Source organism: Pseudomonas fluorescens, from assembly GCF_000968015.1.
In the GTDB taxonomy this organism is placed as follows: domain Bacteria; phylum Pseudomonadota; class Gammaproteobacteria; order Pseudomonadales; family Pseudomonadaceae; genus Aquipseudomonas; species Aquipseudomonas fluorescens_W.
On the sequence record NZ_LACH01000016.1, the window covers coordinates 61,930 to 85,163 of the forward strand.

Consider the following 23,234-nt stretch of genomic DNA (forward strand, 5'->3'; position numbering starts at 1 on the left):
TTTTCAAAGATGCCGTTACGGACCCTTGAGACCTGGCCCCACGGCGCAATCATGCTGGACGCAGAGCACACGCGTTTTGCCTTGTGGGCGCCAGATGCGTATTACGTCAGTGTCGAACTGGAAGATGGACAGTCCTTGCCACTCCTGCCCCAGGCAGATGGCTGGTTCGTGATCAACACCCGCTGCCCCGCCGGCACGCGTTACCGCTTCAACATCGACGGGGAGCTTGCGGTGCCCGACCCGGCCTCCCGCGCGCAGGCCGGTGATATCGACCGTCACAGCGTGGTGGTCGATCCACTTGCGTATCAATGGCGACACAGCACCTGGTTCGGGCGGCCGTGGAATGAGGCGGTGATCTACGAATTGCACGTCGGTGCGCTCGGCGGCTTCAGCGAAGTCGAGCAGCACCTGGCGCGCCTCGTGGAGTTGGGCATCAGTGCGATCGAACTGATGCCGCTGGCGCAGTTCCCCGGTGATCGCAATTGGGGCTACGACGGGGTTCTGCCCTACGCGCCCCAAGCCTCCTATGGCACTCCCGAACAACTCAAACACCTGATCGACACCGCCCACGGCCATGGCCTGGCGGTGATTCTCGACGTGGTCTACAACCACTTCGGCCCGGACGGCAATTACCTGCATCGCTACGCCAAGGCCTTCTTCCGCGAAGACAAGCACACCCCGTGGGGCGCGGCGATCGACTTCCGGCGGCGCGAGGTGCGGGACTTCTTCATCGACAATGCGTTGATGTGGTTGCTGGAGTACCGCTTCGATGGTTTGCGCCTGGACGCGGTGCATGCCATCGAAGACCCTGACTTTCTTCAGGAACTGGCGCAAAAGGTTCGCCAGCAAATCGATCCGGCGCGTCATGTCTGGCTGACGGTAGAGAACGAACACAACCAGGCCAGTCTGCTGGAACAAGGCTTCGACGCGCAGTGGAACGACGACGGCCACAATGCCTTGCACGTGCTGCTGACCGGCGAAACCGATGCCTATTACGCCGACTATGCGCAAAACCCCACCGAGCAACTGGCGCGATGCCTGAGCCAGGGCTTTGTGTTTCAGGGCCACGTGACCCGTCACGGTACAACCCGTGGCGAGCCCAGCGGTCATTTGCCGCCCAGTGCTTTCGTGCTGTTTCTGCAAAACCACGACCAGATCGGCAACCGCGCCTTGGGCGAACGACTGCATCAACTGGCCAACCCCGATGCGCTCAAGGCAGCCACTGCATTACTGCTGTTGTCACCGATGATCCCGCTGATGTTCATGGGCGACGAGTTCGCCGCCGAGCAACCGTTCCTGTTCTTCACCAGCCATCACGGTGAACTCGCGGAGCTGGTCCGCGAGGGACGACGTAACGAGTTTGCCGCCTTCAGCGCGTTTGCTGATCCGCACACACGCGAGCGGATTCCCGACCCCAACGCGCGCCAGACCTTTGAGGCGTCACGCCCCGAGCTGACCTCAACCCGACAGTCCGCAATGCACGACCTGTATCGCCAACTGTTGCAGATCCGCCATCAGCAGATCATTCCCCGCCTGCCCGGTGCTCAGGCATTGGGTGCCGAGGTGCTGGCCACCGGCGCGGTAACGGCGCGCTGGCGACTGGGCGATGGCAGTCAGCTGCGCATTGACCTGAACCTCAGCGACACGCTAGTGGTCCACTCCCCACAGGCCGACGCTTCATTGTTGTTGTTCGAATACCCGCCACAGTCAGCCGGTCTGTTGGATCAGGGCACACTTGCCCCGTATTGCGCGCTAGTCAGCCTCACGGCCGCAGCCCCTTTGCTAACCCCGGATGGAGAGCGCCAATGAGCGACGCGCAACTGGAAATACTGGCCACTCGAGCTGGCCTGGCTGTCGACTGGATCGACGCCAACGGCCGCCCACAGAAAGTCGCTCCATCGGTGTTGCGTAACGTCCTCATCGGACTCGGCCACCCGGCCGGCACCGCCCAGGAAATCGACGCCAGCCTGCTGGAATTGCAGCAGGTGCAACAGACTCGACACCTGCCGCCGCTGCTGACCGCAGACGTCGGTGTCGGCCTGAGCCTGGCGCATTACTTTGAGCCGGAAACACCGTGCGAGATCCACCTTGAAGATGGCTCGCGACTTAATTTGAAACTGGATGCCGAAGCGATACTGCCCGGCCTGATCCCGGTCGGCTATCAGCACGTCAGCATCGACGGGCAGGCATTTACCTTGGCCGTGGCACCGACGCGCTGCTACAGCGTCGGCGATGCCGTCGACAGTCCGATCCCCCGTACCTGGGGCCTGAGCGTGCAGCTGTACTCGCTGCGTCGTCCGGGCGATGGCGGTTTCGGCGATACCCAGGCGCTGGAAGACCTGGCCCGCGTGGCCGGCGAACGCGGTGCGGAAGCACTGGCGATCAGTCCGCTGCACGCGATGTTCAGCAGCGACACCCAGCGTTACAGCCCGTATTCGCCGTCCAGCCGCTTGTTTCTCAACAGTCTGTACGCCGCACCGGGCGCGATCCTGGGTGATCGAGCATTGCGGACCGCGATTGATGCCACCGGCCTGGCAGCAGAACTCAAGCACCTCGAAGCCTTGCCGTTGATTGATTGGCCGGTGGCGGCCGAAGCCAAACATCGCCTGTTGCAGGCGTTGTACGAAGGCTTTGTCCAGGGCGAACACCCGTTGCATGCCGACTTCAGCAGCTTCCGCCACGCCGCTGGCGAAGCCCTGGAAAACCACTGCCGTTTTGAAGCCATTCAAGAAGCCCGCGCCGCCAAGGGTGAAAGTCTCGACTGGCGGCAGTGGCCCGAGCAATGGCAAAACCCGCGCAGCGCGGCCCTGGCCGGATTTGCCGAAGAAAACGCCGGACGCATCGGCTTCTTTGCCTTCTGCCAATGGCTGATCACCCGCTGCCTGGAACGCGCACAAACCGCCGCCCGCAGCGCGGGCATGAGCATTGGCCTGATCGCCGATCTCGCAGTGGGCGCCGATGGCGGTGGCAGTCAGGCCTGGAGTCGTCAGGACGAATTGCTCGCCTCGCTGACCGTGGGTGCACCACCCGACATCCTCAACCGCACCGGGCAGGGCTGGGGGATTTCCGCGTTCTCGCCTGAAGGTCTGGTGCGCAATGGCTTTCGTGCCTTCATCGAAATGCTCCGCGCCAATTTTGCCCACGCCGGGGGCCTGCGCATCGATCACGTCATGGGCCTGCAACGGCTGTGGGTGATCCCCAATGGCGCGTCACCCGCCGACGGCGCCTACCTCTATTACCCGGTGGACGACCTGCTGCGTTTGCTGACCCTCGAGTCCCATCGGCATCAGGCCATCGTCCTCGGTGAGGACCTCGGCACGGTGGCTGACGGTCTGCGCGAAAAGCTCATCGCCCGCTCGATCCTCGGCATGCGCGTGCTGCTGTTCGAACAGGACAACACACACTTCAAACCGATTCTCGACTGGCCGGACAACGCCCTCGCGACCACCAGCACCCATGACCTGCCAACGATCAATGGCTGGTGGCATGGCCACGATATCGACTGGAACGCCCGACTGGGCCTGGTCGACGCCCCGGGTGAAATCGAATGGCGTCATCATCGCGAACGCGAGCGTGAAGGCCTGCGCCGGGTGTTGAGCGAGGACCCGCAGAACTTTCGCGAAGAGTCCCATGAAACTGATCAGGTGCTCGACGCCGCGATACGTTTCCTCGGTCATACCCGTGCGCCGCTGGTGTTGCTGCCGCTGGAAGATGCCTTGGGCATCGAGCAGCAGGCCAACTTGCCCGGCACCACCGACACGCACCCCAACTGGTCCCGACGCTTGCCCGGCGACAGTGAAGCCTTGCTTGATGACCCGGACGCCGCCCGGCGCCTGGAACTGCTCGCCTGTGCGCGACTTCAGGCGGCCGAGCGTGACCAATGAAGCAAACGCTTATCCAACCGCTGCGGGCAACCCTGCGGCTGCAGTTTCATAAAGACTTCACGCTGGACGATGCGGTGCCGCTGGTGCCGTACTTCGCCAGCCTCGGCATCAGCCACGTCTATGCGTCACCCCTGCTGAGCGCCCGCGCCGGTTCCATGCATGGCTACGACGTCGTGGACCCGACCACCGTCAACCCGGAACTGGGCGGCGAAGCGGCGCTGCGGCGTTTGGTCAGTGCATTGCGCGAGCAGCACATGGGGCTGATCCTCGACATCGTCTCCAACCACATGGCGGTCGGCGGTGGCGATAATCCCTGGTGGCAGGATTTGCTGGAATGGGGACGTCTGAGCCCTTACGGCGAGTTCTTCGATATCCAGTGGCATTCACCCGACCCGTTGATGGAAGGCCAGTTGCTGCTGCCCTTCCTTGGCAGCGATTACGGCATCGCCCTGCAGGACGGCACCCTGCCCCTGCGCTTCGATGCGCAAAAGGGCGCGTTTTATGTTGAGCACTATGAGCATCACTTCCCGATCTGCCCGACCCATTACGGCGAACTGCTCAAAACCGATGACCCGCTGGCCGCCGAATTGCTTAAGTCGCTGGCAGACCGTTTCAGCACCTTGAGCTACCAGACCGACGCCCACAGTCTGGCGATGCCTCTGAAAGCAGAGCTGCGTGAACTGGCCAATGACCCGGCCATTCTGCAGGCCATCCAGCAAAACCTCAGCGCTTACGATTCGCTCACCGCCGAAGGTTTCCAGCGCCTGCACCAATTGCTTGAACACCAAAGCTATCGCCTGGCCAGTTGGCGCACGGCGGCAGATGACATCAACTGGCGGCGTTTTTTCGATGTCAACGAACTGGGCGGCCTGCGGGTCGAACGCCCGGCCGTGTTCGAAGCCACCCACGCGAAAATCTTCGAGCTGGTGGCCGAAGGCCTGGTTGACGGTCTGCGCATCGACCACATCGACGGCCTCGCCGACCCTCGGGGTTACTGCCGCAAATTGCGGCGGCGGGTCGACAGCCTGTCGCCGGATCGGCATCTGCCGATCTACGTCGAGAAGATCCTCGGCGAAGGTGAAACCCTGCACCGCGACTGGTCGGTGGATGGCACCACCGGTTACGAGTTCATGAATCAGTTGTCGCTGCTGCAACACGCTCCGGAAGGCGCCGATACCTTGGGCGAACTGTGGAATCGTCACAGCGAACGGCCCGCCGATTTCCGTCAGGAAGCGCAACTGGCCCGCCAGCAGATCCTCAACGGCTCCCTTGCCGGAGACTTCGAAAGCGTCGCCCAGGCCCTGTTGCAAGTGGCCCGGGATGACCTGATGACCCGCGACCTCACTCTTGGTGCGATTCGTCGGGCGTTGCAGGAACTGATCGTGCATTTCCCGGTGTACCGCACCTATATCAGTCCTCGGGGGCGTTCCGCTGAAGACGATGTGTTTTTCCAGCAAGCCATGGACGGTGCCAGGCAAACCCTCGGCGAGGCCGACTGGCCGGTGCTCGATTGCCTGGCCAGCTGGCTGGGGGGTGAACCGTGGCGCAAACGCCCGTTGGGCCGGCCGCGCAAGATGCTCAAGCATGCTTGTGTGCGTTTTCAGCAACTGACGTCACCAGCGGCGGCGAAGGCTGTGGAGGACACCGCGTTCTATCGCTCAGCGACGTTGCTGTCGCGCAATGACGTGGGCTTCAGCACCGAGCAGTTCAGCGCGCCGGTGGCCGATTTCCATGCGGCATGCATCAACCGTCTCGAAGCGTTCCCCGATAATTTGCTGGCCACCGCGACCCACGACCACAAACGCGGCGAAGACACCCGCGCGCGCCTGGCGGTGCTGAGCGAGCGCAGTGCCTGGTACGCCGAGCAAGTCTCGCTCTGGCGGACCCTCGCCCGCCCCCTGCGCGACGACGAGCAGATGCCGACTGCGGGCGATGAGTTGGTCCTCTATCAAGCGCTTCTCGGCAGCTGGCCGCTCGATTTGCGCAGTGACGATCAAGCAGCCTTGGAGAACTACACACAACGTGTGTGGCAGTGGCAACAGAAAGCCTTGCGCGAAGCCAAGTTGCAAAGCAGCTGGAGCGCGCCAAACGAGGCTTACGAACAAGCCGTTCAGCAATTCCTGCAACGTCTGCTTCTGAGCCCCGAAGGTGAGCTGCTACGCGCCGCCCTCGGCAAAGCAGCCCAACGCATCGCCGTCCCCGGCGCACTCAATGGGTTGGCGCAAACCTTGCTGCGCATGACAGTGCCGGGCGTACCGGACCTCTATCAGGGCAACGAGTATTGGGACTTCTCGCTGGTCGATCCGGACAACCGCCGGCCGGTGGATTACGCCAGCCGTCAGCAGTCGATGCAGACGCCATTGGAACTGCCAAAGTTGTTGGCTGACTGGCGCGACGGGCGCATCAAACAAGCGCTGATCGCGCAGGTGTTGAATCTTCGGCGCGAGCACACCGAGCTGTTTCGGCGAGGGACGTATCAAGCCCTTGAAGTCGTCGGCAGCCAGGCTCACCGGGTGCTCGCATTTGCTCGCTCGCTGGAAGGAAAACGCGCCATCGTGATCGTACCGATACGCTGCGCCGAACTGCTGAAAAACAGTGCCGAACCTCGAATTGACGCGCCGCTGTGGGGCGATACACGGGTCAAATTACCGTTCACCGCCCCTGATGAAAATTTGAAGGGACTTTTTTCAAGCACGACAGTCACACACCAAAGGGAGCTGAACATCAGCGACGCGCTAGTGAATTTCCCGATCAATCTATTTATCCAAACTACCCATACTTGAGTTCAGTTCAGGAGTATTTCGATGAGCACCAACGATAAACGCATCCGCGAATTCGCCTATCAGATCTGGGAATCGGAAGGAAAACCTGAGGGCCAGGACGCTCGCCACTGGGAGATGGCCCGCAAACTGGCTGAAGCCGAAGCCCTGGCTCCGAGCAAATCGCCAAAAGCGCCTGGCAGCAAAGCTGCCGACACCAAGGCCCCTGCCAGCAAAGCCAATGGCAAGGCAGCGGTGCCAAAAACCAAAGCCAAGCCCGCCGCTGCCTCCAAGGTCATCCCGCCGGGCGAAAAAGCCAACGAGAAAAAGCCTCGAGCAGCGCGTAAACCGCCCGCTGTCTGACGCCTCTCACCTTTGACCTGATTGACCTCGTGGCGGGTTTTCTCGCCACCGAGGGCTCGCTCGCCCTCAAAAAAAACCAGAGCCAAGAATTGTCCCCCTTTTTGCAGGAGCACCTATGACCAGTCCGAAGAAAGCCGCGCCAGAACCTCAAGCCGAGGCCTCGCGAATCCGTGAAGGCTTGCCCTTCCCGCTGGGCGCGACCTGGGATGGCCTGGGGGTCAACTTTGCCTTGTTTTCCGCCAATGCCACCAAGGTCGAGCTGTGCATCTTCGATGATGCCGGCGAGGTCGAACTGGAACGCATCGAACTGCCGGAATACACCGACGAGATCTACCACGGCTATCTGCCCGACGCGCATCCGGGGATGATCTACGGCTACCGTGTCTACGGCCCGTACGACCCGGCGAACGGTCATCGCTTCAACCACAACAAACTGCTGATCGACCCCTACGCCAAACAACTGGTCGGCCAGTTGAAATGGTCCGAAGCCCTGTTCGGCTACACCATCGGCCACCCCGACGCGGACTTGAGTTTCGATGAGCGCGACAGTGCGCCGTTCGTGCCCAAGTGCAAGGTGATCGACCCGGCCCATACCTGGGGCAATGATCAACGGGTCAGCGTCCCGTGGGACAAGACGATCATTTATGAAACCCACCTGCGCGGCATCAGCATGCGTCACCCCTCCGTCCCCGAGAACGTGCGCGGCACCTGCGCCGGGTTGATGGTCGATGACGTGCTGGAACACATCCGCAAGCTCGGCGTGTCGACGGTGGAATTGCTACCGATTCATGCCTTCGTCAACGACCAGCACCTGTTGCACAAGGGCATGACCAATTACTGGGGCTACAACAGCATCGCGTTCTTCGCCCCCGACCCGCGTTACCTGGCCAGCGGCAAAATCGCCGAGTTCAAGGAGATGGTTGCGCACCTGCACGAAGCCAATCTTGAAGTGATCCTCGACGTGGTCTACAACCACACCGCCGAGGGCAACGAACAAGGCCCGACCCTGTCCATGCGCGGCATCGACAACGCCTCCTACTACCGCTTGATGCCCGACGACAAGCGCTACTACATCAACGATTCCGGCACCGGCAACACCCTGGACCTGAGTCACCCGTGCGTGTTGCAAATGGTTACCGACTCCCTGCGCTACTGGGCTTCGGAAATGCACGTGGACGGTTTCCGCTTCGACCTGGCGACCATTCTAGGGCGCTACCACGATGGCTTCGACGAACGTCACAGCTTCCTCGTCGCCTGCCGTCAGGACCCGGTGCTGCGCCAGGTGAAGATGATTGCAGAAGCCTGGGATTGCGGCCCCGGTGGCTATCAGGTCGGGAACTTTCCACCGGGCTGGGTCGAGTGGAATGACAAATTCCGCGACACCGTGCGTGCGTTCTGGAAAGGCGACGACGGCCAACTGGCAGACTTCGCCAGTCGCATGACCGCCTCCGGCGAGATGTTCAATCAGCGTGGTCGGCGGCCATACGCTTCGGTGAACTTCGTCACCGCCCACGACGGTTTCACCCTGAACGACCTGGTGTCGTACAACGACAAGCACAACGAAGCCAACGACGAGAACAATCAGGACGGCAGCAACAACAACCTGTCCTGGAACCACGGCGTCGAAGGCCCGACCGACGATCCCGAGATCAATGAGCTGCGTCAGCGGCAGATGCGCAATTTCTTTGCCACGCTGCTGCTGTCCCAAGGCACGCCGATGCTGGTGGCCGGCGACGAATTCGCCCGCACTCAGGAGGGCAACAACAACGCCTATTGCCAGGACAGCGAGATCGGTTGGGTCAATTGGGACCTGAGCGAAGACGGCAAGGCCCTGCTCAAGTTCGTTAAACGTCTGATCAAGTTGCGCCTGACCTACCCGATCCTGCGTCGCGGCCGGTTCCTGGTGGGCAATTACAACGAGGACATCGGTGTCAAGGACGTCACCTGGCTCGCGCCGGATGGCAGCGAAATGTCCACCGAACAATGGGAGGAAGGCCATGGCCGCTGTCTCGGCATGCTGCTCGATGGCCGTGCCCAGGAAACCGGTATCCGCCGCAAGGGCGGTGACGCGACCCTGTTGCTGGTGGTCAACGCGCACCACGACATCGTCAACTTCACCTTGCCGGAAGTGCCAGACGGTGGTCACTGGACGTGCATGATCGACACCAATCAACCGTCGATTCGCGGGCAGGAACGCTTCGAGTTCGGGCACGAATATTCCGTCACCGGTCGTTCGCTGCTGCTGTTCGAATTGCAGCATGAGGAAGAAGAGTGAAATGGACCTTCAGTGGTAACTCAGATAAAAAAACGTACTGAATGGAGCATCGAGGCGACGAATAGCGTGACATGAGCAATACTCTGCTCGCGGCAATCCAGGGTTTGGAGCGCCGCACATTGCTATCAACGAGAACAAGGACGTAGCCATGAAATCGGTTTCCATCAGTGAAAGCACCCCGCCAGTACAAATCTGGAACAGCGCCCCGCAACTGGACAACATTCCTGTCATCAGTACTCAGAGCCTGGTCCCCGCCGGCGCACGCGCGGTAGTGATTGCCCCACACCCTGGCGATGAAGTCGTGACCTGCGGCGGCCTGCTGCAGTTGCTCAGTGCCCTGGGGCATCCCCTGCAATTGATCTCGATTACCGACGGCAGCGCCAGCCATCCGGGCTCGCAACAGTGGTCGGAGAAACGCTTGAGCGTGTTCCGTCCCCAGGAAAGCCTCGAAGCCTTGCGCCGGCTCGGGTTGCCGATGCACAGCCTGAAGTGGATTCGTGGCGGCTTCACCGACAACGCCCTGGCCGAACGGGAATTTCAGATGACTCAGTTCATTGCCCGTTATCTACGCCCCGGGGATGTAGTGTTCAGCACCTGGCGCGAGGATGGCATTGTCGACCATGACACCGTCGGCCGGGCTAGCGCCAAGGCCGCGGCAATGGTCGGGGCGGCGTTCAACGAAGTACCGGTCTGGGCCTGGCACTGGCCAACGCGTGATCGAGGGCTCATCCCTTGGCATCGCGCGCGCAAGGTTCGCCTGGACACCTGGACCGTCGCGCGCAAAAGCCACGCGACCCACGCCTATGCCAGCCAGCTCGACGGCGAGCCGGCCATCGGCCTTGCCCCGCTGCTACCCCCGGTGCTTCTGGAACGGATACGGTTGCCCTACGAAATTGTCTTCGTCTGAAGTAGCGCAGGTAGCAGCCTGTAGCAGCTGTCGAGCCTGCGAGGCTGCGTTCGGCTGCGAAGCAGTCGTAAAACCCGGCAACCCGGTGTGTCAGACAAACCCCATGCTCTGGATGACGACTGCTTCGCAGCCGAACGCAGCCTCGCATCAGGCTCGACAGCCGCTACAGCTGCTACAGTTTTCGGTGAACGGTTGTTACGACGAATCACTCTGAACTGCCCGCCGCTGCATCAGTCGCATACATAAGCAGCCCTGATTCAAAGGAGTGAACGTGACCAGTGATTCCAAGTGGCAGGCCGTCGAATCATCTCCATTGAACACGCCCCCGGCGATTCATCGACTGAGAGTGCTGACAGTCAACACCCACAAGGGTTTTACCGCACTCAACCGGCGTTTCATTCTCCCGGAACTGCGTGAAGCGGTACGCAGTACGTCGGCGGACCTGGTGTTCCTGCAGGAAGTCGTCGGTGAACACGACCGCCATTCCACTCGCTACAACGATTGGCCGCAGACCTCACAATACGAGTTCCTGGCCGACAGCATGTGGAGCGACTTCGCCTACGGTCGTAACGCGGTCTACCCCAACGGTCACCACGGGAACGCCCTGTTATCGAAATACCCGATCCGCGAACACCGCAACCTCGACGTCTCGATCACCGGCCCCGAACGCCGCGGCCTGCTGCATTGTGTTCTGGATGTGCCGGGGCACACTGAAGTTCACGCAATCTGCGTGCACTTGAGTCTGTTGGAAAGCCATCGCCAGCTGCAGCTCCAGCTACTGTGCCAACTGCTCGAATCCTTGCCCGACGATGCGCCGGTGATTATCGCCGGCGACTTCAACGACTGGCAGCTGCAAGGCAACACCGCCCTCGCCCGACGCGACTACCTGCATGAAGCCTTCGAGCGTCACCACGGCCGCCCGGCCAAAACATATCCGGCGCGCTTCCCGCTGCTGCGTCTGGATCGAATTTATTTGCGCAATGCCAGCAGTCATGAGCCGCGAATACTGGGGCACAAGCCCTGGACGCATTTGTCGGATCACTTGCCGTTAGCGGTGGAAGTGCATCTGTAGCGGTTCAACAGCGAACCGAAACGAATGTTCGGTTTCAGCCTCATTATTGACAGTAATAAACAGCAAGAATCAGTCAGCGAATTAGCTGGACAGAGGCCGCTCGAAGACCGGCTGTCGGCTGGCGAGCGGCTCTGATTCGCGGGTTTCGCGATGATTTTTCGTACAAACAAGAACTTAGATAAGCGCCAAAAAACAATTAGTTGCATAGGCCAAATTAGCCATACCGCTCATCGTTCATTTTCTTGACGCAGTGGCATCGCTCTTCTTAGCTTCACGTTACTACCCCCGGAAATATCACCCGGGGCACCCCCCCAGACTCCCGCGAAATCGGGCGGCCAGAGGCTTGCCCCACTACATTCGGTCGCCCCTCATTCAGGGTAGGAGAGAGACGCCAGAGCGAGATACGGCATGCGATTGCAAGGTAGACCGCCATGAAAACTTCATTCACCCAACAAGAGATCAAAGTTACTTTTTGCGCTGTCTCGAGTTCACTCCTTCTGTGCTCGTCCATGGATGTACAGGCAGGGCCAACAGAGGATCAAACCACGCCTTGGTACCGTCAGGATGTTCCGGCCATGACCTTGCCAGCCGTCACCTTCACCACCCCCTACCCCGGTCGCTTCAGCGCCGCCTCCGATACACGAACTTCGCGCCTGACCATCGAAGACGCTGCGCCTTCGGCCTGGGATCAGGTGTATGGACAAGCCTCGCGGCAGGCGCAAACCGATGTTCTGGCTCAGGGATTTGCTATCCCTGGCAGTAGCGAATTCAAAGGTCCGGCGATCCTGACTCTGCAAAGCGGTAGCGGTAATACCCAGCGGGTCGGACTGGTTGGCGGCATTACTCAGTTACAAGGCAACAGCAACGGGCTGCTGACCGGTCGCGCCCTGGCTGATCCCGGCAACGATACCCTCAACCTTGAAGGCCAAAGCCTCGGCGCCTACTGGAGCCTGACCGGGCCTCAGGGCTGGCACGTGGATTTGACGGCCAGCGGCGGCCGGGTCAACGGTTATAGCCTCAATGACCAGGGCGCCCGGCAAGCGACCGAGGGCAGCGCGGTGACGCTGTCGGTAGAAGGTGGTTTCCCCATCGGTCTTAGCGATCACTGGGTAGTCGAACCTCAGGCACAGTTGATCAATCAACGCATTACCCTGGACACCCCGTATGCCGGGTCAGGCAATGCCTCGTCCAGCGATCTGACGTCCTGGAGCGGCCGGGTCGGTGCACGGTTGAAAGGTAGTTACGACATCAACGGGCTGGGGGTCGAACCCTATGTGCGAACCAACGTGTGGCACACGGTCTACACCAGCGATACCGTGAACCTTGATCAGGTCGAGAAGATCAGCAGCAGCCGCTATTCATCGACCGTCGAAGTGGGTTTGGGCCTGGTGGCCAGAGTGACACCTGCCGTGAGTCTTTACGTCAGCGCCGACTACAGCAGTTCGGTGGATGAAAATGACTTGAACGGGTTGATTGGGAGTTTGGGTGTGCGGATGCGGTGGTGAGCGTCTGACTTGAGATGTGCGTTGTTCAGTCCGACGCCATCGTCGGATCGCCGCCCGGAGCAAGCTCGCTCCCACAGTGGAATGATGTCGTACACAAAACCAATGTGGGAGCGAGCTTGCTCGCGATGGGAGCGACGCGGTTTTAGATCAACCCTCCGGACGCAGCATCAACACCGCCAGCGGCGGCAGGTTCAATACCAATGAGAGTTCCTGGCCATGGCTCGGCTCTTCCTCGGTAAACGCCCCGCCGCTGTTGCCATAGTTCGAACCGGCGTAAGTGGCCGCATCGCTGTTGATCACCTCGGTCCAACGCCCGGCAAACGGTACGCCGATGCGATACCCCTCACGCGGCACCGGCGTAAAGTTAGCCACCACCAACACCGGCCGACCATCCCTGCTCCAGCGCATGAAGGCGTAAACGCTGTTGATTGCATCATCACCGATCAGCCACTGGAAACCTTGCGGCGCGTCGTCCTGATCATGCAGCGCCGGCTCTTCGCGATACAGCCGATTAAGATCGCCGACGAGTTTCTGCACACCTTTGTGTTCCGAGTACTGCAGCAAGTACCAGTCGAGTTGCTGATCGTGGTTCCACTCACGCCACTGACCGAACTCGCAGCCCATGAACAACAGTTTCTTGCCCGGATGCGCCCACATGAAGCTGAGGTAGGCGCGCAGGTTGGCGAATTTCTGCCAGCGATCGCCGGGCATCTTGTCGATCAACGAGTGCTTGCCGTGTACCACCTCGTCATGGGAGATCGGCAGGATAAAGCGCTCGGACCAGGCATACACCAGGCCGAAACTCAGTTCGTTGTGGTGATGGGCGCGGTACACCGGGTCCTGCTGGATGTAGTGCAGCGAATCGTGCATCCAGCCCATGTTCCATTTGTAGTCGAAGCCCAGTCCGCCCTGTTGCGTGCCCTGGCTGACACCTGGCCATGCGGTGGACTCTTCGGCAATCACCAGCGCGCCGGGGGCTTCAAGGTCTACCACGTCATTGAGATGGCGCAGGAAGTCGATGGCTTCGAGGTTTTCCCGACCGCCGTGACGGTTTGGCACCCATTCGCCGGCCTTGCGCGAGTAATCGCGATACAGCATCGAAGCCACGGCATCGACCCGCAGACCGTCGACGTGGAAATGTTTGAGCCAGTGCAGCGCCGAGGCAAGCATGTAGCCGTGCACTTCGGTGCGGCCCAGGTTGTAGATCAGCGTGTCCCAGTCCTGATGGAAGCCTTCCTGCGGGTTGCCGTATTCGTACAGCGCAGTGCCGTCGAATTGCGCCAGGCCGTGGGTATCGGTTGGAAAATGCGCTGGCACCCAGTCGAGGATTACGCCGATATCGGCCTGGTGGCAGGCATTGACGAACGCAGCGAAGTCATCCGGCGACCCGTAGCGGGCGCTTGGGGCGAATTGCGACAGCAACTGATAGCCCCAGGAACCACCGAACGGGTGTTCCATGATCGGCATCAGCTCGATGTGGGTAAAACCCAGATCCTTCACGTAAGGAATCAGCCGCTCGGCCAACTCATGCCAAGTGTACTGGCGGGCGACCTCGCCCAGATCATCCAGCTCACATTGCCACGAGCCAGCATGCAATTCGTAGATCGACAGCGGCGCACTCACCCGATGACGGTCGCCCCGGGATTGCATCCACTCCTGATCCTGCCAATCGATGTTCAGCGGCGAAGCGACTTTTGACGCGGTGTCCGGCGGCAGCGAGGTGGCCAGCGCCATCGGGTCGGCCTTGAGCGGCAGAATGCCGTGGGCACCGAGGATTTCGTATTTGTACGTTTCCCCCGCTTGCATGCGCGGGACGAAAATTTCCCAGACACCGGTCGGATGACGCAGGCGCATCGGGTGCCGGCGACCGTCCCAGTTGTTGAAATCACCCACCACCGACACCCTTCTGGCATTCGGTGCCCACACGGCGAAACGCACGCCATCGACACCGTCGACCGTTTTCAGCTGCGCGCCCAGGCAAGCGCTGAGATCGCGGTGATTGCCTTCGGCGAACAGGTACAAGTCCATTTCACCGAGCAACGGGCCAAAGCTGTAAGGGTCCTCGGAAACCTGTTCGCCGCCGGCCCACCGGGTTCGCAGCAGATACGGCTGCGCCCGATCGAAGTGCCCGACGAACAGGCCCGGGGTCTGGGTGGCCTCAAGGTTGCCGAGTTCTTCCCCGGAGTCCTTGGCCAGCACCTGCACGCTCAAGGCGTCCGGTAAATAGGCCCGAATGAATTGCCCACCATGACCATCGCCGTGCGGGCCAAGAATTGCAAAGGGGTCGTGATGTTCGGCGCGTACCAATGCGTCGATGTCCCGCGATCTGGGCAGCAACGCTTCTTTAGCGTGTCCCTGTTCCTTGTTCGAGAAACTCATGACTACTCTCCACCAAGATCGGAAAAGGGTTTAAGCCCACTCAATAACCCATACAAACCGTGCAACGGCACGGGCAACCATGTGGGGCGATTTTCTGCCTCATAGGCCACTTCATACGCTGCCTTCTCCAGGCTGAACAACGCCAATGCGGCGTCCTCGCCTTCCGGATCTTGCCATGCATGAGCAAGACTAGCTGCCGCCAGCCGATAAGCGTCGACAAATGCTTGTCTTGCTTCATTTAAATAGCGATCCGCGACACGTTGACGAGCGGCTTGGGCATCAGCCGTGTTGTCGACGTTGTGCACGTTGATCGCCATCGCCGCAGCGTAGTCAAAAGAACGCAATACGCCACTGACATCTTTGTACGGGCTGTGTTTGCCCCGTCGTTCGTGCAGCGGCCGCGCCGGCTCGCCTTCGAAGTCGATCAGGTAGGCGTCGCCCTTGATCACCAGCACCTGGCCCAGGTGCAAGTCGCCATGGACGCGAATGCGCAGACCACCAACGGCTTTTTTGCCCAGCTCCTGAACATGGCTGAGGATGGCTTTTTTGTTGTCCTGCAAACGAGTGACCAAGGCTTTGTCTGCCGGGTTCAATTCGCTTTGATGCTGTTTGAGCAACTTCAGCGCGTGCTCCAGTTGCGCCGCCACGTCCTTGGCGCAGGCCAGGGCATCCTTCTGGGTGGTGACCTTCGGAGTGAAGTCCGGGTTGTCGCTTTGCGCCGCCAGCACCTGATGCATTTCACCGAGACGCTGACCGAGCATGCCGGCGAAGTCTCTCAGTTCGCCCAAGGCGTTGTAGTGTTGCTCCTGCTCGGACATGGCGTCAGCCAGCTCGTCGCGCAGCGCCCGTTCGAGGTTGTTCTGGGTCCACTCCCAAGCGTCGCCCTGATTGCTCAAATAGCCCTGGGCAATCATCAGCAAACTTTCCTCACCCGCCGGATCGCGGCGAACCACCGAACCCAGCAGCGGCGAAATATTGCGGAAACCGGCGTGGGTCAGGAACGCGCTCATTTCCAGTTCCGGGTGCACGCCAGACGCGACCTTGCGGATCAGTTTCAGCACCAGGCTGTTGCCGATCACCACCGAACTGTTGGACTGTTCGGCGGACAGGTAACGCACTTCCGATTCCCCGGTCAGACCGAGTTTCGCCAGTTCCCACGTCGGCTCGAAGCAGATATCGCCCGCACTGGATGGCAATACGGTATTACTTTGCATGCCCTGCAATACCGCATGCACAAAGGTGTCGAGACTGAAGGCATCGGTGATCAAGCCGACCTGACGCACGCGCCGGACCCGAGACAAGGCCAGTTGCTGAGGCAACGCGGCACCGACCTGATCTTCGGAGATAAAACCGAACGGCAACTGATAGCGGCTGGTCTGGCCGCCACTGGTGACGTCGATTTCACTCAACAACACGGGGTGCAGCGGATCGCCGAAGCGCACGCCATAAGCGATGTTGACCTGCTCGATGGCCGCGTCCTTGCCGGCAAACCAGCGGCGATTCTGCAGCCAGTTCGGCAGGATGCCCTGCTCCAGCGTGTCGCGGGACGGCGCTTCGAGCAGTTCTTCCATGCGTTTCTTCAGCACCAGCGTGGTGAAGTCCGGCAGGCTTTGCGCCGGTTCCACGTGCCAGCTCGGCATCTGGTTTTCCGCCGCCAATGCGAACCAATAGAAGCCGTAAGGCGCCAGGGTCAGCAGGAAATTCAACTGACCGATCGGCGGGAAGGCGTTACCGCCGAGCATCTCCACCGGCACCATGCCGACGTAGGCCGACAAGTCCAGTTCCGCCGCTTGCGCACTACGTGACACGTTGGCCACGCACAAGATGATTTCGTGCTTGCCGTCGGCCCCGGTGAATTCCCGGGTGTAGGCCAGGATCCGCCGGTTGGTCGGCGAGAGCATTTTCAGCGTGCCGCGACCGAAGGCCTTGGACTGCTTGCGCACGGCGAGCATGCGCCGGGTCCAGTTCAGCAGCGAATGCGGGTCGCCGGACTGGGTTTCAACGTTGACCGACAAATACCCATATTGCGGGTCCATGATCGGTGGCAGCACCAGGCTGGCCGGGTCGGCGCGGGAGAAACCGCCGTTACGGTCAATCGACCACTGCATCGGCGTCCGCACGCCGTCACGGTCGCCGAGGTAGATGTTGTCACCCATGCCGATTTCATCGCCGTAATACAGGGTCGGCGTGCCGGGCATCGACAGCAGCAAACTGTTCAGCAACTCCACACGACGACGGTCGCGCTCCATCAGCGGCGCCAAGCGGCGGCGAATGCCCAGGTTGATCCGCGCCCGACGGTCGGCCGCGTAGTAATTCCACAGGTAATCGCGTTCCTTGTCGGTGACCATTTCCAGGGTCAGTTCATCGTGGTTGCGCAGGAAAATCGCCCACTGACAGTTGGCCGGGATCTCGGGGGTCTGACGCAGAATGTCGGTGATCGGGAAACGGTCTTCCTGGGCCAGCGCCATGTACATGCGTGGCATCAGCGGGAAGTGGAACGCCATGTGGCATTCGTCGCCGTTCAGGCCTTTGGCGTCGGTGTCGCCGAAGTACAGCTGCGTATCTTCCGGCCATTGGTTGGCCTCGGCGAGCAGCATGCGGTCCGGGTAATTGGCGTCGATTTCGGCACGGATCTGCTTGAGGACGTCGTGGGTCTCGGGCAGGTTTTCGTTGTTGGTGCCGTCGCGCTCGATCAGGTACGGAATCGCGTCCAGGCGCAGACCGTCGATGCCCATGTCCAGCCAGTAGCGCATCACCGACAACACGGCTTTCATGACTTGCGGGTTATCGAAGTTCAGGTCTGGCTGGTGGGAATAGAAACGGTGCCAGAAGTACTGACCGGCGACCGGGTCCCAGGTCCAGTTGGACTTTTCGGTGTCGAGAAAGATGATGCGGGTGCCATCGTACTTTTGATCGTCATCGGACCAGACGTAGAAATCCCGTGCCGCCGAACCTTTCTTGGCCTTGCGTGCGCGCTGGAACCAGGCGTGCTGGTCCGAGGTGTGGTTGATGACCAGTTCGGTGATCACCCGCAGGCCACGTTCGTGGGCTTCCGAGATGAACCGCTTGGCGTCGGCCATGGTGCCGTAGTCGGGATGCACGCCACGGTATTCGGCAATGTCGTAACCGTCGTCGCGCCGTGGCGAGGGATAGAACGGCAACAACCAAATGGTGTTGACGCCCAGATCGGCAATGTAATCGAGTTTGGCGATAAGACCGGGAAAGTCGCCGATCCCGTCATTGTTGGAGTCGAAAAAAGACTTAACGTGAACCTGGTAGATCACCGCATCCTTGTACCAGAGCGGGTCCTTGATAAAGGTGGCTGCCTTGGGTTTCTTCGCCATTTGAAACTCCTGTTGAATTCAATTTACCGCTGAGTCGAACACTCCCTTGTGGGAAGGAGCTTTTGTGGCGAGGGGGCTTGCCCCCGTTCGGCTGCGAAGCAGTCGTAAATTTGGATGATTCGGTGTGTCTGAAAGAAAAGCGGGGCCGCTTCGCGACCCAACGGGGGCAAGCCCCCTCGCCACAGGCAAGCTCCCTCGCCACAAAGGCAGTCTCAGGAAATGCTGATTCGCCAGATCCCGAACGGTTGATGCGCCGGGTCGATCCGCATGAATTGGTACTTGCCGTGCCAGGTCCAGCGATGACCGCTCATCAAGTCTTCGCCCTGGGTGCTGGCGTCGTCGGGCAAGCCCATTTCCCACAGCGGCAATTCGAAGTTCGCTTCCTGGACGTTATGCGGATCAAGGCTGACGGCCACCAGAATGAAATTGCTGCCGTCCGCGCTGCGTTTGCCGAAATACAAAATGTTGTCGTTCCAGGCGTTGTAGACCTTCAAGCCCAAGTGCGTGTGCAGCGCCGGGTTCTGCCGGCGGATGCGGTTGAGCTGGGCGATCTCGGCAATGATGTTGCCCGGCGCGTTGAAGTCCCGCGGGCGGATCTCGTACTTCTCGGAATTGAGGTACTCCTCCTTGCCCGGCACCGGTGCTGCTTCACACAGTTCGAAGCCTGAATACATGCCCCACAGACCGGAGCCCATGGTGGCCAGTGCCGCGCGGATCAGAAATCCGGCGCGCCCCGACTCATGCAAAAACGCCGGGTTGATGTCGGGTGTGTTGACGAAGAAGTTCGGCCGGAAGCATTCGCGCCACGGTGACTCGTTGAGTTCAGTGAAATAGGTGGCCAGCTCGGACTTGTTGTTGCGCCAGGTGAAGTAGGTGTAGCTCTGGGAGTAACCGACCTTGCCCAACCGCGCCATCATCGCCGGGGTGGTGAAGGCTTCGGCCAGGAAAATCACCTCGGGGTACAGCGCCCGCACATCAGCGATCAGCCACTGCCAGAACGGCAGCGGTTTGGTGTGAGGGTTGTCGACGCGAAACAGCTTCACGCCCTCCTCGACCCAACCCACCACGATGTCGCGCAACTCGACCCACAGACTCGGAATCGCATCGGTGGCATAGAAATCGACGTTGACGATGTCCTGGTATTTTTTCGGCGGGTTCTCGGCGTATTTGATCGTGCCGTCCGGCCGCCAGTTGAACCAGCCCGGATGCTGCTGCAGCCACGGGTGATCCTGGGAACACTGAATCGCGAAGTCGAGGGCGATTTCCAGCCCATGGTCAGCGGCCGCCGCGACAAGACGCCGGAAGTCCTCGCGGGTGCCCAGTTCGGCGTGAATGGCTTCGTGCCCGCCCTCTTCGCTGCCAATGGCATACGGACTGCCTGGATCGTCCGGCCCGGCGGTCAGGGAATTGTTCGGGCCTTTGCGGTAGCTGCGGCCGATCGGGTGGATCGGCGGGAAGTACAGCACATCGAAGCCCATGTCCTGAATCATCGGCAGCCGCGAATGCACATCGTTGAAGGTGCCATGACGGGCAGGATCGTCAGTGATCGAACGCGGAAACAATTCATACCAACTGGCGAACTGCGCCAGTTCCCGTTCGACGTCGAGCGGGTACTCAGGGCTGATGCTCAAATAGGCACGATGATTGGCCAGCGCCATCAGCTCGGCGCTACGCTGGTGCAGAAACAGCTCGACCTGCTCGATTTCGAGCAGACCCGACAATTCATGGTGCAGCGCCGCCAGTTGTTCACTCAGCGGCCCTTCGGTGCGTTCGGCGGCGTGCTGGACCAGCGTTCGCCCCTCCTGCAACTCCAGGCTGATCGGCACTCTGGCGGCGTGTTTTTTCTCCAGCTCATAACAGAAGCTGGCGAACTGATCGATCCAGGCTTCGATGCAAAACACATAACGACCCTGGCGCGCGACCTGGAACTGGCCCTGCCAACCGTTATTGCCCAGGTCAGTCATGACTTCGCTTTGCCAGGTCTCGTCACCGTCGGCGTGCCAGCGCACTCGCACGGCCAACTTGTCGTGACCGTCGGCGAACACTTTGCTGGTCACCACCACGTCCTGACCCTCCACGGCCTTGACGGCGAACTGCCCGCCATCGAGGGTCGGCATGGTGTTTTCGATGGCGATGCGCGGTAGCAGTAAAGCCTGCGACAGCGGCATATGAGGGTTGTAGTTGAGCTCTGTCGGTTTTTCAGCAGTCATCGAGCATCTCTCCTTTACGCCCCATGGACGCTCTTGTGTCTGTGGCTTGTAACAAGATTGCCATCCCGCAGGACCGTCCGCCCCGGAATGAACTCACTTAAGTTCCGAGCGACAGGCGTCGGTAAAAGTTCACGAGGATTCGCCTGGGCCTTCGGTGGAATCAATTCCTTTACACAGTGGTCAACACACTTAAGCACGACTTACGCCATGTGCCACTGGAGGCTAAATTCATGAGCATTCCGATCCCTGCCGAAACGCCTGATCCGAACATCGACAGCCCGACCATTCCGTCGACCGAGCCTGAACCGGTGCCTGAGCAAGATCCCCCCGGCACCACACCGCCACCGCGCGAAGACCCGCCGAGCACCATGCCGCCGGTGGTTGTCACACCTACGGGGAATCGCGTTCCAACATTTTTACGATCTTCGGCATCACACTGAAAATAGCCAACGCCAGCAACGTACTGAACACCGCCGCCTCTCGCCCCAACACGGCGGCCGCGTCGACCATTAATCGGTTGCACAGAACGATGATCCTCGGCTGTGCCCTAACACTTAAGAATCTGCTAAAAAAAGGACATCTTCATGACTGTGCGCATCGAAAACCAGACCTGCTTCTTCATTACCGAGACCGGCGAGGAAATTCGTTTGTGTCCCGACGTCACCATCATTACCGACTCGGAAAAAGCCATGTCGGCGGTGGAGCTCAATGGCCAGCGCTTCTACATTACCGAAGCAGAAGCCGACGCATTGACCGTAGCAGGCGCAGTCGACGGGCGTAAGCATTTGAAGGCCACCGACAGTGATTCGGTGATTTGACTGACCCGGATCAACAACCCCCGCAGACGCTTGATACAGGCGCCTGCGTCCCGCTGCAGCGGGTGCATCAACTTGTCGCAGGCAGCGGATCAACGCCCATCTGATCCGCTTTTTATTGCAATAGGTGAGTCTGTTATGCAAACAGATCGCCGCTCATAGTGCTCATGCCTGATGGAGGCTGATGAGCGAAAGACCATGAGCGATAGAATCCCCGTCCGAATTGTTGAAAGTGCCCCGCTGGTGCAGAGCTATGAGCCTTCGCGTCCAAAGATGAAGGCCAAGTCCAGCGACAACCTGATCCACACCCGCAGCTTCACCGGTTTATTCCGCACCCTGCGCATGAGTGGTGCGGGGTTTCTGTTTTTGCTGTTTTTCGGCACGGTGTGGTTGAACTGGGGCGGCCGCCAGGCGGTGCTCTGGGATCTTTCCGAAAGCAAATTCCACATCTTCGGCGCAACCTTCTGGCCGCAGGATTTCATCCTGCTGTCGGCGTTGCTGATCATTGCCGCGTTCGGCCTGTTTGCGATCACCGTGTTCGCCGGGCGAGTCTGGTGCGGTTACACCTGCCCACAGAGTTCCTGGACCTGGATCTTCATGTGGTGCGAGAAGCTCACCGAAGGCGAACGCAACCAGCGGATCAAGCTGCAAGCCGCACCCTGGGGCCTGAACAAACTGATCCGCCGCTCGGCCAAGCACACCTTGTGGCTGGCCATCAGCCTGTTGACCGGCCTGACTTTTGTCGGCTATTTCACCCCGATCCGGCCGCTGGCTGTAGAACTGCTGACCTTGCAGATGGGCGGCGTCAGCCTGTTCTGGGTGCTGTTCTTTACCGGCGCGACCTACATCAACGCCGGTTGGCTGCGTGAAGCGGTGTGCATGCACATGTGTCCTTATGCGCGATTCCAGAGCGTGATGTTCGACAAAGACACCCTGACCATTTCCTACGACGTGGCCCGTGGCGAAAACCGTGGCCCGCGCAAACGTGACGTGGCACCGGCTGAAGTCGGCCTCGGTGATTGCATCGACTGCCAGGTGTGCGTGCAGGTCTGCCCGACCGGTATCGACATCCGCGACGGCTTGCAGATGGAATGCATCGGTTGCGCCGCGTGTATCGACGCCTGTGATTCGATCATGGACAAAATGGGCTATGCCCGTGGGCTGATCAGCTACACCTCGGAGCATCAATTGCAGGGTGGCAAGACTCATTTGTTGCGGCCGCGCTTGATCGGCTACACCGCGGTCCTGCTGGTGATGATCGGTGCGCTTGCCCTGGCGCTGGTGGAGCGGCCGATGGTGTCGCTGGACGTGAGCAAGGACCGTGGCCTGTTCCGCGAAAACAGTCAGGGGCAGATCGAAAACATCTATAGCCTGAAAGTCATCAACAAGACCCAGCAACGTCAGGATTACCGTCTGACCCTGGTCGATGGCGACGGCTTCCTGCTGCAAGGCAAGACCGAACTGAGCCTGGCACCGGGCGAGATTGTGGATGTGCCGGTGTCGGTGGCAATGACCACGGAACGGCCGAGCAGCAGCTCGCAGACGATCAGCTTCAAGATTGTCGACAGCGATGAGCCAGAGATTTATAGCGTGGCGAAGAGCCGGTTTGTTGCGCCGATGAATCGTTGATCCCTTAGAATCCACCCCTCACCCCAGCCCTCTCCCCAGAGGGGAGAGGGGGAAAGGGAGCAGATCTTCAAGCCTTTCAAAACCTGAGTTCG

The 23,234-nt window shown here is 60.3% G+C and carries 14 protein-coding genes and 1 pseudogene; 11 read left to right on the top strand and 4 right to left on the bottom strand.

Features of this window, described 5'->3' with window-relative positions; translation table 11 throughout:
- The first annotated feature begins 9 nt into the window (after positions 1–9).
- The 8 genes from treZ to VD17_RS09280 all read left to right on the top strand — a co-directional run bounded on the left by treZ (position 10) and on the right by VD17_RS09280 (position 12,765).
- Positions 10–1,809, top strand: a complete 1,800-nt coding sequence (treZ, locus tag VD17_RS09245) for a malto-oligosyltrehalose trehalohydrolase (protein WP_046053569.1) — start codon at positions 10–12, stop codon at positions 1,807–1,809.
- Positions 1,806–3,884, top strand: coding sequence for a 4-alpha-glucanotransferase (gene malQ, locus VD17_RS09250; RefSeq protein WP_046053570.1), 2,079 nt, complete (start codon positions 1,806–1,808; stop codon positions 3,882–3,884). The genes treZ and malQ overlap by 4 nt, the downstream gene beginning before the upstream one ends.
- Entirely contained in the window at positions 3,881–6,667 is a 2,787-nt protein-coding gene (locus VD17_RS09255) for a malto-oligosyltrehalose synthase (RefSeq protein ID WP_046053571.1), read from the top strand. The genes malQ and VD17_RS09255 overlap by 4 nt, the downstream gene beginning before the upstream one ends.
- 21 nt (positions 6,668–6,688) lie before the next feature.
- Positions 6,689–7,006: a DUF2934 domain-containing protein gene (locus VD17_RS09260; RefSeq protein WP_046053572.1), complete on the top strand. Its 318-nt coding sequence runs from the start codon at positions 6,689–6,691 to the stop codon at positions 7,004–7,006.
- Between the two features lie 115 nt (positions 7,007–7,121).
- Positions 7,122–9,281, top strand: a complete 2,160-nt coding sequence (gene glgX, locus VD17_RS09265; protein WP_046053573.1) for a glycogen debranching protein GlgX — start codon at positions 7,122–7,124, stop codon at positions 9,279–9,281.
- Positions 9,282–9,429: 148 nt separating this feature from the next.
- The gene (locus VD17_RS09270) at positions 9,430–10,188 is read left to right on the top strand and encodes a PIG-L deacetylase family protein (RefSeq protein WP_046053574.1); all 759 of its coding nucleotides are present in this window, start codon (positions 9,430–9,432) and stop codon (positions 10,186–10,188) included.
- 271 nt (positions 10,189–10,459) lie between these two features.
- Complete coding sequence (locus VD17_RS09275) at positions 10,460–11,260, top strand: endonuclease/exonuclease/phosphatase family protein (RefSeq protein WP_046053575.1); 801 nt, start codon at positions 10,460–10,462, stop codon at positions 11,258–11,260.
- A gap of 431 nt (positions 11,261–11,691) precedes the next feature.
- Positions 11,692–12,765, top strand: a complete 1,074-nt coding sequence (locus VD17_RS09280; RefSeq protein WP_046053576.1) for an autotransporter domain-containing protein — start codon at positions 11,692–11,694, stop codon at positions 12,763–12,765.
- Between the two features lie 147 nt (positions 12,766–12,912).
- On the opposite strand, the gene glgB is transcribed toward VD17_RS09280, so the two are convergent.
- From glgB to VD17_RS09295, 3 genes are all read right to left on the bottom strand, one after another.
- Positions 12,913–15,144: a 1,4-alpha-glucan branching protein GlgB gene (gene glgB / locus VD17_RS09285; RefSeq protein WP_046053577.1), complete on the bottom strand. Its 2,232-nt coding sequence runs from the start codon at positions 15,142–15,144 to the stop codon at positions 12,913–12,915.
- Positions 15,145–15,146: 2 nt separating this feature from the next.
- The gene (gene treS, locus VD17_RS09290) at positions 15,147–18,488 is read right to left on the bottom strand and encodes a maltose alpha-D-glucosyltransferase (protein ID WP_046053578.1); all 3,342 of its coding nucleotides are present in this window, start codon (positions 18,486–18,488) and stop codon (positions 15,147–15,149) included.
- A gap of 212 nt (positions 18,489–18,700) precedes the next feature.
- A complete protein-coding gene (locus tag VD17_RS09295; protein ID WP_046053579.1) occupies positions 18,701–20,698 on the bottom strand; it encodes an alpha-1,4-glucan--maltose-1-phosphate maltosyltransferase in 1,998 nt (665 codons plus the stop codon).
- 230 nt (positions 20,699–20,928) lie between these two features.
- Between VD17_RS09295 and VD17_RS31500 the strand changes: the two genes are divergently transcribed.
- Positions 20,929–21,138, top strand: coding sequence for a hypothetical protein (locus tag VD17_RS31500; RefSeq protein ID WP_080931987.1), 210 nt, complete (start codon positions 20,929–20,931; stop codon positions 21,136–21,138).
- Here VD17_RS31500 and VD17_RS32565 read toward each other — a convergent pair.
- Positions 21,089–21,193, bottom strand: a pseudogene (locus tag VD17_RS32565) (MgtC/SapB family protein); the annotation flags it as partial. The gene VD17_RS31500 and the pseudogene VD17_RS32565 overlap by 50 nt on opposite strands.
- Before the next feature lie 89 nt (positions 21,194–21,282).
- Between VD17_RS32565 and VD17_RS09300 the strand changes: the two are divergent.
- Both VD17_RS09300 and ccoG read left to right on the top strand, forming a co-directional pair.
- On the top strand, positions 21,283–21,516 hold the full coding sequence (locus VD17_RS09300) for a DUF3203 family protein (protein ID WP_046053580.1): 234 nt from the start codon (positions 21,283–21,285) through the stop codon (positions 21,514–21,516).
- Between the two features lie 195 nt (positions 21,517–21,711).
- Positions 21,712–23,142, top strand: coding sequence for a cytochrome c oxidase accessory protein CcoG (gene ccoG / locus VD17_RS09305; protein ID WP_046053581.1), 1,431 nt, complete (start codon positions 21,712–21,714; stop codon positions 23,140–23,142).
- Positions 23,143–23,234 lie beyond the last annotated feature (92 nt).

Bases quoted from the DNA above. Each gene is read 5' to 3' on its own strand.
- VD17_RS09295 (WP_046053579.1), bottom strand. From the start codon at position 20,698: ATGACTGCTGAAAAACCGACAGAGCTCAACTACAACCCTCATATGCCG.
- VD17_RS31500 (WP_080931987.1), top strand. From the start codon at position 20,929: ATGAGCATTCCGATCCCTGCCGAAACGCCTGATCCGAACATCGACAGC.
- glgX (WP_046053573.1), top strand. From the start codon at position 7,122: ATGACCAGTCCGAAGAAAGCCGCGCCAGAACCTCAAGCCGAGGCCTCG.
- treS (WP_046053578.1), bottom strand. From the start codon at position 18,488: ATGGCGAAGAAACCCAAGGCAGCCACCTTTATCAAGGACCCGCTCTGG.
- VD17_RS09260 (WP_046053572.1), top strand. From the start codon at position 6,689: ATGAGCACCAACGATAAACGCATCCGCGAATTCGCCTATCAGATCTGG.
- VD17_RS09300 (WP_046053580.1), top strand. From the start codon at position 21,283: ATGACTGTGCGCATCGAAAACCAGACCTGCTTCTTCATTACCGAGACC.
- glgB (WP_046053577.1), bottom strand. From the start codon at position 15,144: ATGAGTTTCTCGAACAAGGAACAGGGACACGCTAAAGAAGCGTTGCTG.
- VD17_RS09255 (WP_046053571.1), top strand. From the start codon at position 3,881: ATGAAGCAAACGCTTATCCAACCGCTGCGGGCAACCCTGCGGCTGCAG.
- malQ (WP_046053570.1), top strand. From the start codon at position 1,806: ATGAGCGACGCGCAACTGGAAATACTGGCCACTCGAGCTGGCCTGGCT.
- VD17_RS09280 (WP_046053576.1), top strand. From the start codon at position 11,692: ATGAAAACTTCATTCACCCAACAAGAGATCAAAGTTACTTTTTGCGCT.
- VD17_RS09270 (WP_046053574.1), top strand. From the start codon at position 9,430: ATGAAATCGGTTTCCATCAGTGAAAGCACCCCGCCAGTACAAATCTGG.
- treZ (WP_046053569.1), top strand. From the start codon at position 10: ATGCCGTTACGGACCCTTGAGACCTGGCCCCACGGCGCAATCATGCTG.
- ccoG (WP_046053581.1), top strand. From the start codon at position 21,712: ATGAGCGATAGAATCCCCGTCCGAATTGTTGAAAGTGCCCCGCTGGTG.